Source organism: Saprospiraceae bacterium, assembly GCA_016710235.1.
GTDB lineage: Bacteria > Bacteroidota > Bacteroidia > Chitinophagales > Saprospiraceae > Vicinibacter.
Map to the genome: position 1 here is coordinate 559,879 of JADJLG010000001.1, position 13,674 is coordinate 573,552.

11 protein-coding genes are annotated in these 13,674 nt (G+C 37.3%); 4 read left to right on the forward strand and 7 right to left on the reverse strand.

Annotated features, from left to right (window positions below; genetic code table 11):
• Nucleotides 1-265: 265 nt before the first annotated feature.
• On the reverse strand, nucleotides 266-607 hold the full coding sequence (locus IPI99_02405) for a carboxymuconolactone decarboxylase family protein (GenBank protein MBK7339360.1): 342 nt from the start codon (nucleotides 605-607) through the stop codon (nucleotides 266-268).
• A gap of 174 nt (nucleotides 608-781) precedes the next feature.
• Here IPI99_02405 and IPI99_02410 point away from each other — a divergent pair, with 174 nt between their 5' ends.
• The 4 genes from IPI99_02410 to IPI99_02425 are packed head-to-tail and all read left to right on the forward strand — an operon-like array spanning nucleotide 782 to nucleotide 5,102.
• Nucleotides 782-2,812: a BatA domain-containing protein gene (locus IPI99_02410; protein ID MBK7339361.1), complete on the forward strand. Its 2,031-nt coding sequence runs from the start codon at nucleotides 782-784 to the stop codon at nucleotides 2,810-2,812.
• A gap of 2 nt (nucleotides 2,813-2,814) precedes the next feature.
• Nucleotides 2,815-4,092, forward strand: a complete 1,278-nt coding sequence (locus IPI99_02415; GenBank protein ID MBK7339362.1) for a dihydroorotase — start codon at nucleotides 2,815-2,817, stop codon at nucleotides 4,090-4,092.
• A gap of 10 nt (nucleotides 4,093-4,102) precedes the next feature.
• On the forward strand, nucleotides 4,103-4,636 hold the full coding sequence (locus IPI99_02420) for a DUF4199 domain-containing protein (protein ID MBK7339363.1): 534 nt from the start codon (nucleotides 4,103-4,105) through the stop codon (nucleotides 4,634-4,636).
• Nucleotides 4,629-5,102 (forward strand): hypothetical protein, encoded by a 474-nt coding sequence (locus tag IPI99_02425; GenBank protein MBK7339364.1) that lies wholly within the window; start codon nucleotides 4,629-4,631, stop codon nucleotides 5,100-5,102. The genes IPI99_02420 and IPI99_02425 overlap by 8 nt, the downstream gene beginning before the upstream one ends.
• 23 nt (nucleotides 5,103-5,125) lie before the next feature.
• Here the strand turns inward: IPI99_02425 and IPI99_02430 are convergent, their stop codons facing one another.
• The 6 genes from IPI99_02430 to IPI99_02455 form a co-directional block, all read right to left on the reverse strand.
• Nucleotides 5,126-6,700: a DUF1501 domain-containing protein gene (locus IPI99_02430; GenBank protein MBK7339365.1), complete on the reverse strand. Its 1,575-nt coding sequence runs from the start codon at nucleotides 6,698-6,700 to the stop codon at nucleotides 5,126-5,128.
• Nucleotides 6,701-6,748: 48 nt separating this feature from the next.
• A complete protein-coding gene (locus tag IPI99_02435; protein MBK7339366.1) occupies nucleotides 6,749-8,410 on the reverse strand; it encodes a DUF1800 domain-containing protein in 1,662 nt (553 codons plus the stop codon).
• A 91-nt stretch (nucleotides 8,411-8,501) separates the two neighbouring features.
• The gene (locus IPI99_02440; GenBank protein ID MBK7339367.1) at nucleotides 8,502-9,263 is read right to left on the reverse strand and encodes an ATP-binding cassette domain-containing protein; all 762 of its coding nucleotides are present in this window, start codon (nucleotides 9,261-9,263) and stop codon (nucleotides 8,502-8,504) included.
• The gene (locus IPI99_02445; GenBank protein MBK7339368.1) at nucleotides 9,260-10,000 is read right to left on the reverse strand and encodes an ABC transporter permease; all 741 of its coding nucleotides are present in this window, start codon (nucleotides 9,998-10,000) and stop codon (nucleotides 9,260-9,262) included. The genes IPI99_02440 and IPI99_02445 overlap by 4 nt, the downstream gene beginning before the upstream one ends.
• Before the next feature lie 50 nt (nucleotides 10,001-10,050).
• The gene (locus IPI99_02450) at nucleotides 10,051-11,262 is read right to left on the reverse strand and encodes a hypothetical protein (GenBank protein MBK7339369.1); all 1,212 of its coding nucleotides are present in this window, start codon (nucleotides 11,260-11,262) and stop codon (nucleotides 10,051-10,053) included.
• Between the two features lie 5 nt (nucleotides 11,263-11,267).
• Complete coding sequence (locus IPI99_02455; protein ID MBK7339370.1) at nucleotides 11,268-13,673, reverse strand: penicillin acylase family protein; 2,406 nt, start codon at nucleotides 13,671-13,673, stop codon at nucleotides 11,268-11,270.
• Nucleotide 13,674 lies beyond the last annotated feature (1 nt).

Sequence of the window (13,674 nt, forward strand, 5' to 3'; positions counted from 1 at the left end):
CTTTCTACTTTTGAGTCGAATCCTTGAAGCAGTGCAAATTATTTGAGTACAGACTCGTAAACCTGCATCCAAATTTTCCATTTATCAAGGCTTCTTTAAAATTGATTTCAATCCATTTGATTGATAAAGATCGTAGTTTTCTTATTTTGAGACCTTAGTCGAAAGAGCCTGAATTTGCGCCGTGCAAATTTGGGCTTTTTTTATTGATGTCGTCATACAATGAAAATCAAGGTAATAACTCCCGAACAAAAAAGTATATAAATTCTTATTGCGATACCAGTTCTTCCCAGTATTCAGCTCCTCTTCGTGTATGAGGGAGGCAAATGGATCCACCGACCATATTGGCAATTGCAAAAATTTCATAGATTTCTTCAGTAGTGATATCTTGGTCATGACATTTGCCAAGATGGTAACGGATGCAATCATCGCATCTCAGCACCATAGAAGCTACCAAACCAAGCATTTCTTTCGTTTTCATGGGAAGCGCTCCATCTTGATACATTTGGTGGTCCAATGAAAAAAAGCGCTTGAGCGGAAGGTTGTCTTTAGATAGAATTACTTCATTCATCCTGGACCTGTAATCATTGAATTCAGATTGTAGAGACATATTATAACAACTTTTATTAGGTGAATTAATCTTGAATTGTGGCAAATTTCGGCAAAAGCACAGCAAATAATGCTTAATTTTTGTTAAATCAGGAATCATAAAGGGAAGACGGTTTTCGTACTCATCATTTTAAGGAGAAATGACTTACATTTGTGAACGAAAGACAAGTAGAGAATGGGTGTTTTATTTCCCGGATTTTTGTGGGCTTTAGCATTACTGGTTGTACCATTGGTCATACATCTATTTTATTTTAGAAGATACAAACCTGTACAATTCACCAATGTTAGATTTCTCAAAGAATTGGTAGAAGAAACGGCTTCCCGAAACAAGCTGAAAAATTGGTTGATTCTGTTAGCAAGAATATTGGCTGTAGCAGCCCTTATATTTGGCTTTGCTCAACCTTTCAATAAGAGTGAAAATAAAGCTCAAGGTGAAGCGCACGCAGTAAGCATATTTGTAGATAATTCGTGGTCTATGAAAGGTAGAAATGCTGACGGAGAGTTGTTTCAATCTGCTAAAAAATTGGCTCACGACATACTGGAGGCTTATCCAGAAACTGACAAATTTCAACTGATCACACATGACATGGATGGGAAACAAATGCGCTTGCTAAATCGCGAAGAAGCATTTACTTTGTTAGAACAAATTAAACCCACCCCTTCAGTTCAAAGCCTTTCGAGAATCCTGGACAGACAGATACAAACAGTCAAAAGCAATCCCAAACTAAAGCCTGAAATTTATCTTATATCCGATTTTCAAAAGAATATCACGCAGTTTACGAATACGGAGATCGACAGTAGCCTTCAAATTCGATTGGTTCCCGTACAGTCACTCAAAGAAAATAATTTGTCCATTGACACAGCTTATTTTATCCATCCACTTATTCTCCCGAAACAAAGTAACCGACTGGTCTATCAGGTAAGTAATTTTGGAAACTCGAATCTGGATGACGTTCGTGTAAGTTATCGTATCGATCAACAGGAATTTCCTTCCGCCCCGCTACAAATCAGCGCCGGTAAAAGCAAAATTGATACCATTAATTTTGTTGTAAATCAAGCAGGATGGCATTCTTTGGAAATTAAAATTTCTGATTTCCCGATTACATATGATGATCAGTATTTCATGAGTTTTCAAGCAGCAGAACAAATTAAAGTATTAACAATATATCAGGACAAGATAAATCCAAGCTTACAGAGTGCTCTAAAATCCATGCCCACTTTCGAAACTGATTTTAAAAAAAGTGATGCACTGGATTACAGTAAATTTGAAACCTATCAATTAATTCTTTTACAAAACATAAAATATCTGAGTAGCGGTTTAGTTTCAGAATTGAATAAAGCATGTCAAAAAGGCATAAATATATTGTTGTTTCCTGCAGCTGACATTGGACCAAAAGACTATGAAGCAATGTACCTTCATTTAGGTGCACCACAACTGTCTAGCTTTGAAAGAATCGATAAGGAAGGTGGCGAAATTAATCTTGAGTCTGATCTATTTGCAGATGTATTTGTCAGTAAAAAGGCCAATATGAAATTGCCTTCATCAAGAGCAAGTTATAGTTTTAAAGGAGGCAGACCTTATGAGAGTTTGTTGAAGTATAGAGATGAAACTCCTATGCTGATACGCTATCATTTAGAAAAATCGGAAGTTTATATATTTTCATCTCCTCTTGAGGATGAATATACAGATCTGGGGAAGACCGCCGAAATTTTTGTGCCTTTATTATTCAAAACAGCACTTTCTGCGAGTGACAGTAAAGTTCACTCTCATGTAATCGGCTCTGACAATTTAATCGCTTGGGACGTCCCTCAACAAAATAATATTCAGGATCTCGGTCTCAAAATTTCAGGGCCGGAGGAATTTATCCCCGGAATGAAAATCGCACAAAATAAAATCTACTTAGATGTTTATGATCAAGTAAAATCAGCAGGGATCTATGACCTATTTTCCGGCCAATCTCAATTGGGTAAATTGGCTTTCAACCAAAACAGAAAAGAATCCGATTTAAGTTATTACTCCGAAGCAGAATTGAATAAACTTTATGGGAACAAATTTGAGATCAAACCATACATGAATGCTGCAGATATTAAAACAGATATCAAAGAAGGCATGCAGGGCAGTCATTACTGGAGATGGTTATTATGGGCAGCTTTATTCTTTCTATTAGCAGAAGGAATATTTATTCGATTTATAAAAAGTCACTGATTATGAATCCAATATTGTTCAAACAAGTAAAAATTCTGGACCCTAACAGTTCTTTTCACAAAAGTGTCTGCGATGTGTTGATTCAAGATGGCACGATCACTAAAATCAACAAGTTTATCAAAGCATCGCCAGAAGTGATTCCACTCCACAACAATGGATCTATATTATCACCCGGATGGGTTGATGTAGGGACTTGTTCAGGAGAGCCCGGAAACGAGCACCGAGAAACTTGGAAAAGTTTAGCAGCAGCTGCTCAAAAAGGAGGATATACTACTTTGCTGACATTTCCAAATAACCAACCCTTTACACATTCTAAGACAGAAGTGCAGTCTATAGTCAATCATACTTCCCGACTGCAAGTAAGTATATTTCCAATTGGAGCTCTGAGTAAAGATGGACTGGCAAAAGAAATGGCCGACTACCTTCAAATGTATGATGCCGGTGCAGTCGCTTTTTCAGATGGAAGTATATCTATGCAACACCAAGGCATGATGCTTCGCGCTTTAGAATATTCTAAACTGATCCCGAAAGGTCTGGTCATTAACATTCCTGAAGATGCTATGATCGCAGGGACCGGACAAATGCATGAAGGACAGATAAGCACTTTTCTGGGTTTGAAAGGTATTCCCGAAATTGCTGAAAAAATAATGCTGGATCGAGATCTATCTCTACAAGAATATACGGGATCTAGATTGATGCTTCATAAAATATCTACATCATATTCCACAGATAAGATAAGAAGAGCAAAAAAGCAAAGTGATCATATTTTTTCGACGGTTTCTATTTTCAATTTGCTTTTTGAAGATAAATCCTTGATAGATTTTGAGGTGAATTATAAATTCAGACCTCCTCTTCGTGATGGAGCTACATTAAAATCCCTAGTCAAAGGCGTCTTGGATAGAAGTATAGACATCATCGTGAGTGATCATACTCCATGGGATACCGAAAAAAAAGACTTAGAATTTCAGCAGTCCGCTTTTGGATCCATCAACCTTGAAACAGCTTATGCATCGCTGCGCACCTTTGGCGATAAAGTCTTGACTGATGAAATTTGGGTAGAATGTGTAGCAATCCGTCCGAGACAAATTTTCAACCTTCCAAGTACCAGTATTCAAATCAACGAAAAAGCAGACCTGTGCTGGTTTCATCCGGAAACTGAATGGAAGTATACTAGTGAAAACATTCATTCAAAATCAAAAAACACACCTTACCCTGGAGTTACTTTCAAGGGGAAAGCTTTAGGTATATATTGTAAAAACAATTTCTACGACAATCGTTAAACAATAAAAAATGAATTCATTCAAAACGCCAATACGATTTGGGTTAATTTTTGCCGCTGTCAGTATTGTCATCGATCTGATCTTATATTTAATCAATCCCGCAATGATGCAAAACACAATGATTCGCACATTAGTGTTTATTGCGTCACTGGCAATCATTTCAATGGCAGGCATGAGATACAGGGATGAAATGGGAGGATTTATCAAATGGAAATCAGCCATGACATCAATGTTCGTATGTGGCATGATAATATTTATCACCCAGACATTATTTCTGCTTTTGTTTAATGAATTTATTGATTCTTCTGCTTTTGAAAGTGAAAAAGAACAAGCAATACAATTGATTGAAAAAATGAGAGGAATGGTAGGAGATGAAGCTTCAGATACGCAGATTGAAATGATCACCAATCAGAAAAATCTGGATTTTTCCCGAATTCTAAATCTGATTTTTGGAAGCATCTTGATAAGTTTTTTGATTGCAGCTATTGCCGCATTATTTATAAAAAGGGATAATCCGCAAGATCGATTTGAAAAATATGCTTAAGGCCGGAAAATCTCAAGTTCTTATTGCAGAATTACTTTGGTGGATATTTGCAGCAATATTTGCTTTGTTTGTCTTGCTGCCTATTTATTACTATGACATACCATATTCGTTTTATAAATCAAATACGGTTTTTGTCCTCCTATTTATTCTGTTCCTCAGATGGTTATTTTTTTGGAAGCTTACACCATATGCCCGTTTTCAGTATTTAAAATTTGCAATGATCATATTGATGATGCCTGTATTCTTTTTTAGTTTTGAAACTTTTTATGATTTCAAAGCTTTAATTGATGACACTGGTTTGCAAGAAATCACTTCCCATCTTCCTATTGATGACCAGGAAGGTATTGGAAACTATATTCGCTCTGAAATGGTTTTTTTTAGCGTAGCAACTATGATTTGTACTGTGTGTTTGGTACCTCACCTGATCTGGAGTATATGGAAACAGCACAATAGAGGTGAAGCCTGAATTAAATTTAAAAAACTGAGTCTTTACACTTCTGAATGAATCATTAGCATTTCTGTTTTCTGAACTGAGCCTTGCTGAACACGTATATAATAATTTCCTGATGGATAATTTTCATTTTCAAATACGAAATGATGTATTCCTTCATCTAAAATACCGGTGTATAAAACTTTAATCATGCGCCCCAAAGGATCAAATAACTGAAGCAATGTTTTTCCACGGTGTGAACTCAGTTCAATTTTACAGGTTGTAACAACCGGATTAGGATATATTTTCAATTTTAACTTTTCCACTGACTTCTGATAATAGTCTATTGTATCAGTAGCACAATTATTTTTTATCAGTGGTAAGTTAGTAAACGAGTTGAATAATATTTCTTGAGTAGTTTGCTTATTTACACAGAACCAGTCATTCAACACTGATTGATAAACGGTCCTGAAATCAATTTGCATTGGAAGATTGTCAGCCTCAGAAACATTTGCAGGGATTTGTGGGTTATTGCCAAAAATGCCTGATTGAACACTCTTGCCAAACAAGAATAATGGTCCTGCTGCTCCATGGTCTGTACCTCCACTTGCATTATCCTTGATCCTTCTCCCAAACTCTGAAAATGTCATTCCAATCACTCTATCCTCTATAGCCAATGCAGCTAAATCTTGTTGAAAAGCTAAGATTCCATCTGAAAGGTACTTCAATAGTGTAGCGTGTTGACCTTCTTTAGCACCTTGAGCCGCATGTGTATCAAACCCTGAAATTCCAACCATGTATAACTTCGTTCGCAGGCCACCTTTAATGATTCTCGCAATAGCTTTCAGTGCATCTCCAAGGGGATTCTGATCAGGATATACTACTTTGTTTGTGCCTAATAAAAATGCCTTTACCAAGGCGTCTGCATAATTTTTGGATTGTCTAGATATCGTCCTGATATAGCTTAATTCTTTCCCCAAAGGAGTTGATGGTGCTGGATCTTGAATTCCATTTGGCCAAGCACCGAAAATATCAGGATTGCTCACATTCATTGACATTTGAGCAATTTGACCCTGGAATAAAAGTGGTAAATTTGATCCAATCTGAATGGCTAGTGGATCTGGTTCAGCTTGATTTGGATAATTCAATGGAAATCCAGGATACTGATGATACAAATAACGCCCCAGCCATCCTGTATCTACGACTTTATTTGCATCTGAGGCAGAAGTCCAAATATCAGTAGATCTAAAATGCGAAAAATTCGGATCAGGATAACCAACAGATTGCACGATTGCCAATTTGTTTTCGTTGAACAATGTTTGAAAACCTTTCATCTGTGGATGTAATCCGACCGTGGCATTTCCGTTCAGTTTGAGAATTTCAGAGTCAAGTAAACGAATATTAGGCCGAGCCGTTGCCAAAGCTGACATTTGATCCAAAGGCACAACAGTATTTAATCCATCATTGCCGCCACCGAGATAAATCAGTACCATCACATGATCATTGTCTGCAACAGGTAGCATTAATGATTGCAACATTGACTGATCACTAAATGCAGTCACCGGCAATTGGTTAAAAATAGAAGGCACCACAATGCTTGTGGAAGTTGTCTGGATGAATTTTCTTCTTTTCATCTTAATTTTCAATTTGTGAAATCACCTTGGATAAAATATTAACTACACTTAACTTAAATGATACTCTGCCTGACTAATTATTTCTCGGTACAAGGCATTCAATCTCGTTACAGCTGCATTTTTTGAAACAGGGTCAGTCGGATCAACAATATATGCAGTCCAAATCTGGGTCCAATAACTCTCGTCTGGCAATCCGGATATGAGAAAGCTCTTTAGATAATCCAAGGACTGATTCGACAGAGTATAGTTGTACAAATACAATACGGATTCCGAAACCAACTCTGAAGCAGAATATGGATTTGTCAATTGTGATGCAAAAAGAGTCGGATCAATTTTCAAATTAATCGTCAGATACTCTATTCCATTTGGGCTGGTTATGTTATCAGCAACTTTATTCCGATTTGCTAAAGTATCCGCATTGATCCAAATTTCGTGAAATTGTGGAGCTTGATACCAGGCTTGCCATCCTGAAACAACAGGTGGATCAGCAATATTTAATCCTTGATAAGCTGCCAGAATGGTTACCAATCCCCAGGACAAATATTGATCAACTAACTGGGCAGATGAGGGAAGACTAACTTTCATTTCTCTGATCATTCCGACTGCATAATCGATCGGATTCTTGATAACGCAACCGATGCTTAGATAATCGTAAAAATGTTGAGAACGAAATAATTTTTGGAGGACTGGTAGAATATTATAATTCGCGTTTTTCAGATCTTCAGCTAGTGGTATTATCACATTAGTTTCAATCTCCGGAGTTATATCATAATATACAAAAAACTGATACAACTTTCTACATAGATGTCTGGCTGTTTCTGTTTGGTTGAACAGCATCGTAATCAGCTCGTCCAATTCATTCTCGCCGGCATTCAATAATTTACCTGTTATAGTTGCGTTATTGAAAAAACTCGAAAATTTCTTGTTACCAGTGTCATGTTCGGTAAAAAGAAAAAAATAAGATATTGGTGAGGAGAGCGGATTAATTCGGTATCCTGTCAATATTTTAGCAGCTGCTTTGACGTCATCTTCAGTATATCTGGAGTCCGGGCCTTTGCCTAATGTAAACAGCTCCATTAGTTCGCGGGCATAGTTTTCGTCAGGTGCTGTTTTTGAATTCACATAACCGTTGAGATATCTCAACATAGCCGGATCTTTACTGACTTTTAATGCCAGCGATTTGATATTTCCGAGACAGTTTTCACGTAAAAGTTTATAATAAAAATAACTTGCTTGTCCATATAATACCGTATCTGCTTCAGTTGCAAAATGATTGTGCCAAAAAAGGGTCATTTTTTCTGAAATGGTGGATTTCTGTTGGATAATATTGCCCATCCACCAGGCTTTAAAAACGTTGATTCTGGCAGTATAATATTCGGCAGGTAAAGCAGCATTGAAAGGAGCGTTGACAAAAGTCTGGCCATAAGGCACATCAGGATCCGGAGCCTGTGCAGTACTGTAAATATTTAGTGGTGGAGCAGGAATCGCGTCCAATTGTAACAAACTATCTACTGCTTGCTGCATTGTCATTGAAACCAATCGTTTTACATCTGCAGGAGGAGCACCAAAGCAAGTACGTCTCAATAGATGAATGGCTTGACTTGGAGTCCATGGTCCCGTATAGGGGTCAAGTGATGCTGAAGGGGGCAATGCTTGAGCAGAATCGTTTCTACTTTCTCGCAATTGTCTAAAAAATTCATGTCGATCCATATCCAATTTATCTGTTTAAAGATGAACTTATCCTTATTTTTCCTATCATTTACAGAACGAATATTGAATGCAATTTATTATGTGAACATTTTCAATTGCCTTGTGCCATTTTCTTCATACGTTGCAAAAATGGAGATGCAAAAATGAAACCTTGCAATGCTGTATTTTCTGTGTCAAGGACTTCTTCTTTAGTTCCGTTCCATTCCAATCTGCCATCATCCAAAAATAAAATATTCTCACCTATTTCCATCACACTATTCATATCATGGGTATTGATCACAGTAATGATATTATTTTCCTTAGTAATATCATAAATCAATTTATCAATCAATATTGAAGTTTTTGGATCCAAGCCTGAATTCGGTTCGTCACAAAACAAATATTTAGGATTGAGTGAAATAGCCCTTGCAATACCGACCCTTTTTTGCATTCCACCAGAAAGTTCGGATGGAAACTTGTGGTTATTTCCAGCTAAAGACACGCGTTCCAAGCAATAATCCACTCTCAATTTCTTTTCCTTTGGCGTCATTTTGGTAAACATATCCAATGGAAACCTAATGTTCTCTTCTACATTCATGAAATCAAATAAGGCGGAACCTTGGAACAACATTCCTATTTGCATTCTCAATTCTCGCGTTTGTTTTTTATTCAGCTGGTAGAAATCCTGATCTCCATAAAAAACTTTTCCATCTGTGGGAGGAATTAGCCCAATTAATATTTTAAGCAACACAGTTTTTCCAGCTCCTGAACGTCCTATGATTAAATTGGTTTTTCCTTTAGCAAAATCACAACTTACATCTTTGAGGACTTCCTGAGTGCCAAAGGTTTTGAAAATGTGTTCTACTCTGATCATACTGCCATCATCATTGCAATTACATAATCTGAAAGCAGAATTAAAATATTGGAATATACTACTGCTTGAGTACTTGCATTGCCGAGCTCGATACTTCCACCTTTGACATAGTAACCCTGATAACAAGATACTGTGGTAAGAATGAAGGAGAAAGTGAAAGCTTTGACGAACATCATGGTGACGTTGTAAGGTATAAAAAAACTCCTTAATCCCTGAACGTACTCTCCATGTGTGAATATTCCAGTAGGAACACTGGCAAGATAGCCTCCCACGATACTGATAAAAGCTCCAATACAAACCAACATCGGGATCACTACCAATGCAGCAATAATCTTTGGCTGGATCAAGTAGGCTGTTGTATTGACACCCATAATCTCCATCGCATCGATATGCTCTTTCTGTCTCATACCTCCGATTTCTGAAGCTAAACTTGATCCTACTTTTCCGGCTAAAACCATGCATGAAAATGTAGGTGCGAGTTCAATTATTGTCATGTCTCTAACTATATAACCTATATAGTACCTAGGTATCAGTGAACCCGCCATCTGATAAGAAAATTGTACTGCCGTCACAGCACCAATAAATATACTGATTATAGCAACGATCACCAGAGATCCAATCCCAATACTGTTCATTTGGCGCATGGTCTCTTTCCAATACATGGACCAATTCTCAGGCTTTTTGAAAGTCTGCTGCAGCATCAACAAATACCTACCGACGTGAAATATTGCTTTCATTGATCCTTCAAATATAGGCTTTTTGCGTTAACTGCCCAGTCAATTTAGCCCTAGAAATAGTACCTCAAGCCACCATTTAGCACATATGCTAATTGTCTGCTATCCTTAAGGTTCTTGAAAATACTTGTGATGGCTTCCACTTCCAATTGGGTTCCAATAAAATATTTTGCTCCCAAGCCAAGCTGAGTGTAAGGATTAAAATCCAATGAAGCTCTATTTTCGCCGGACTTTTCGAACTGCCATAGTGGACTAATTTGAAATAAGCTATACATATAGAATGAACTCAACAATCTATATCCTGGAATAAAAGTACAGGGCAAACTTCCTTGCCAATAATAATCCTTATGTTGACGAAAAATGTTGCTGCTCAAATTTTCAGCCATCGCAGAACCCTCAAAGAACAAATAGAATCTGCCTTGCTGGTAGTTGTGAAAAAATTGAGATTGCAAACTGAAATGATTCCAATCCAACCAACCTTTTGTATTGTCTTCTAAATCTCTAGCTAATGGAAAAGATACGCTGTGCTGACCCACCCAAGTAGAAGTTCCAATTCCATGTCTCAACAGCACACTTACTGATGTAAATCCCGATCTTTTTTTTGAATCCAATGGAGCATCTGCCGAACAAAATAAATCATTCAGTTCGACTGCAGAACCTGAAGCCATACTCCTAAACTTCAATCTCAAGCCAAGTGTCAGCTTGTGCGTTATACCAACAAAAATCTCTGGCAATGCAGTAGAATAGATGGTTTCTCTATTTCCACCATCCAAAGCTAATAACTGATCGAAATAGTTAACAAACACCCTTGCATCACCATGAGCCTTTCTATAAAGCTGAATGGCCCTGTTTGGAGCATAGTTGCTCTGAGAAAAAACATGAGAATTGGTCAGTATCAATAAGCCGATAAGCAAAAAGCGACCTAGAATCATTTGTCGCACACTAGCTCCAAACCAAGCTCCTAAACCCGCAGTTATGCCCCCGACAAATGCCGTGATAATTTTTAAATTGAATCCGCTTATCCCCTGAAAAATATTTCCAATCATGCTCGAATATTGAGAACTCATACCACGATCTAGAAAAATACAATAACTTAACCAACCCATGTAAACGGCGGCAAATGAAGCAGCAAATGCAATTCCTGATTTTAATCTAAATGCAACAGACAAGAAAATGCTACTTATCAATACGGTATAAATTGGATCAAACCCTTGAATTAAAACTGAAGCAGCTGTAAGTAAAATGACATATAGTGAAGTCTTCATTTTGTTTAATTTTTGAAATCAGTTTGAAAAATAATTTTACCTTCCAAGTCCGCTTTCTGCTTACAGTAAAGTAATGGATAATATTCACCCAATGTCCATTTTTCCAACAGATTGGTATAATATGCACTCCCTGGATGACCGGACTGTCCCCCCGGATAAACATCATATGCTTGAGGTCCGGTATCTCTCAGTTCCACAATCATCCTCCAGGAAGGACCAAATGTTTTGGCATGTGCATTTATAATATCAGCATTTCCTGAAGTCTGCAAGTGTTCCACCCCAAAAGAAGGAATCTTAGCGATATGTGGTATAGCAGCGTCTTTGTACTTTCCCCAAGGCATCTCTTCCAAATTCAACAATCTGATTTTATATGCCATACTATCAAAAGCCATCCTCACGATATCACAAGACTTTTCTCTCTCTCGTGTGCTCTTTATGTCAAAATATAAACTTGTGGAATCTTTATTCAATAATTTAATAGTCACTAAATCACTTGGCACGGCAGTGTTGCGCAGCAGGGTATCTTGATAAACTTCGTCCCAGGTCAATTTCATCAAGTAATCGAACCAAATCTCAAAATAAACAGGTTGCGTCATTGATTTTTCATAATCGTAATTCCAAGTTTTCAGTTTTTCGATTAAAGGGTTGGAAGAATAATTTCCAATACATTTCAATAAAACAGGCAGCACGGACTCCGCTTTAAGACTGTGGTTATTCATCTGCATCTGTATCATTTTGTCCACAGTCCATTTATCCTCTAAAGCTAAAATTCTGTTGACCATTTGTCCTCGATATTCTCTAAAATCTCCATCGTTGTAGTACAGGGGAAATGTCGAATCGGTCGATTTTTGGTTTGCAGAAGAAATGAATCCTCTTTGCGGATTGAGTGTATGCGGATTAAAATCCGATTCTAAATAGCCCTTCCAGTTATTCTTGGAATCGGTTCCATCAGATACAAACCTTCCTTGCTCTTTTGATTTTATTGGCATACGTCCTTGCACTGTTATGGCTATATCACCCTTTGTAGAGGCAAATGCAAAATTCTGTGCAGGATAAGGAAAATGCTTGATTGCATTGCGATAATCAGAATACGTTCTAGCTTGGTTAAGTCCGGTGAAGGCATCTAGTTCACAATAATCCCATTTGTCCTGAATGACCCATTTCATAGCTAAATCATATTTCTTGTCTTTTGACTGGCTATAAACTATTGGTCCCCATTTAGTCAATTTCACTGAATCATACACAGGTAAACTCCCTGCTATTTTAATTGTATCTATTCTAATTTCTACAGGAATATACTTTCCGTCATACAAATATTCCTTTTTCTGTTGGTCCTTCCATTTTATGGAATACCAATCCAAAACATCCCAACCACCGTTGGTGACACCCCAGGCAATATCTTCATTAAATCCGATGACGATACCTGGTATTCCAGGAAATGTCACTCCATAAACATTCCTTTCAGGTGTAATAATTTGTTGTTCAAACCAAATGTTTGGCAAAGTCAAAGTAAGGTGTGGATCATTACATAATATGGGAAATTTATTTTGAGTCTTAGCTGCGGAAACTGCCCAATTGTTGCTCCCCAAACCAGAAGATGAATATTCTTTAGGTTGAAATAAATATCCTATAAATGAGTCATCCGAGTTTCCACTCATGCCCAATATTGAATCTTGACTGAAATTCCATTTCGTCCCAACAGGAATTACCGGATCTTGAACTTCAGGATCTTCTGGAAATAAAAACTGAAAGTCATTCCCAAACTTCAATTTTGCATTACTGAGTTCAACATCGGTTTCTCTACCACACAGAACTTCTGCCATACTTTTATGAAAGAGAGAGGATTTGTATGGGCTCCATCTTTCAGGTTTAAAATTCATCAGTTTATATTCAATCGGCAAATCCTTATCTGACATCTGATCCAAGTAATAATTTACACCAGCAGCATAAGCTTCACATAATTTATATGATTCAGGAAATTTTTTCCAGGTTTCAACACTTTGGCTTGCTGATTGGGCGAAGCCCTTTCTCCTTTTAATTCGATCAAATTCTAAAGCTTTAGCTCCTACTATTTCAGAAATTCTTCCTTCAGCAGCGCGAGTTGAAAAATCCATCTGCCATAACCGAAGAGTAGCATGAACATAACCTTGCAAAAAATATGCATCACTAAGATTATCTGCAAAAATATGAGGCACCATCCTGTCATCGTATATGACACTTCCTTGAATTCCGGCATTTTGAAATTCTTTAGTTTTAAAATTGTCTAACCGATATGCATTCTGCCAAAATCCTGTATGAGGAGAAAAAAAAGAAGAAATTTGCGGCAACCTATTACCGCCCAAATTCAGAACAGTGTGGGTGAAAAACAACCAAACTGCACAACATACCATAGAAATTAAAACTCTCAACATT

What these genes read in the sequence shown, in the direction of transcription:
- IPI99_02405 (MBK7339360.1), bottom strand. Translation starts at nt 607, where the DNA reads ATGTCTCTACAATCTGAATTCAATGATTACAGGTCCAGGATGAATGAA.
- IPI99_02410 (MBK7339361.1), top strand. Translation starts at nt 782, where the DNA reads ATGGGTGTTTTATTTCCCGGATTTTTGTGGGCTTTAGCATTACTGGTT.
- IPI99_02415 (MBK7339362.1), top strand. Translation starts at nt 2,815, where the DNA reads ATGAATCCAATATTGTTCAAACAAGTAAAAATTCTGGACCCTAACAGT.
- IPI99_02420 (MBK7339363.1), top strand. Translation starts at nt 4,103, where the DNA reads ATGAATTCATTCAAAACGCCAATACGATTTGGGTTAATTTTTGCCGCT.
- IPI99_02425 (MBK7339364.1), top strand. Translation starts at nt 4,629, where the DNA reads ATGCTTAAGGCCGGAAAATCTCAAGTTCTTATTGCAGAATTACTTTGG.
- IPI99_02430 (MBK7339365.1), bottom strand. Translation starts at nt 6,700, where the DNA reads ATGAAAAGAAGAAAATTCATCCAGACAACTTCCACAAGCATTGTGGTG.
- IPI99_02435 (MBK7339366.1), bottom strand. Translation starts at nt 8,410, where the DNA reads ATGGATCGACATGAATTTTTTAGACAATTGCGAGAAAGTAGAAACGAT.
- IPI99_02440 (MBK7339367.1), bottom strand. Translation starts at nt 9,263, where the DNA reads ATGATCAGAGTAGAACACATTTTCAAAACCTTTGGCACTCAGGAAGTC.
- IPI99_02445 (MBK7339368.1), bottom strand. Translation starts at nt 10,000, where the DNA reads ATGAAAGCAATATTTCACGTCGGTAGGTATTTGTTGATGCTGCAGCAG.
- IPI99_02450 (MBK7339369.1), bottom strand. Translation starts at nt 11,262, where the DNA reads ATGAAGACTTCACTATATGTCATTTTACTTACAGCTGCTTCAGTTTTA.
- IPI99_02455 (MBK7339370.1), bottom strand. Translation starts at nt 13,673, where the DNA reads ATGTTGAGAGTTTTAATTTCTATGGTATGTTGTGCAGTTTGGTTGTTT.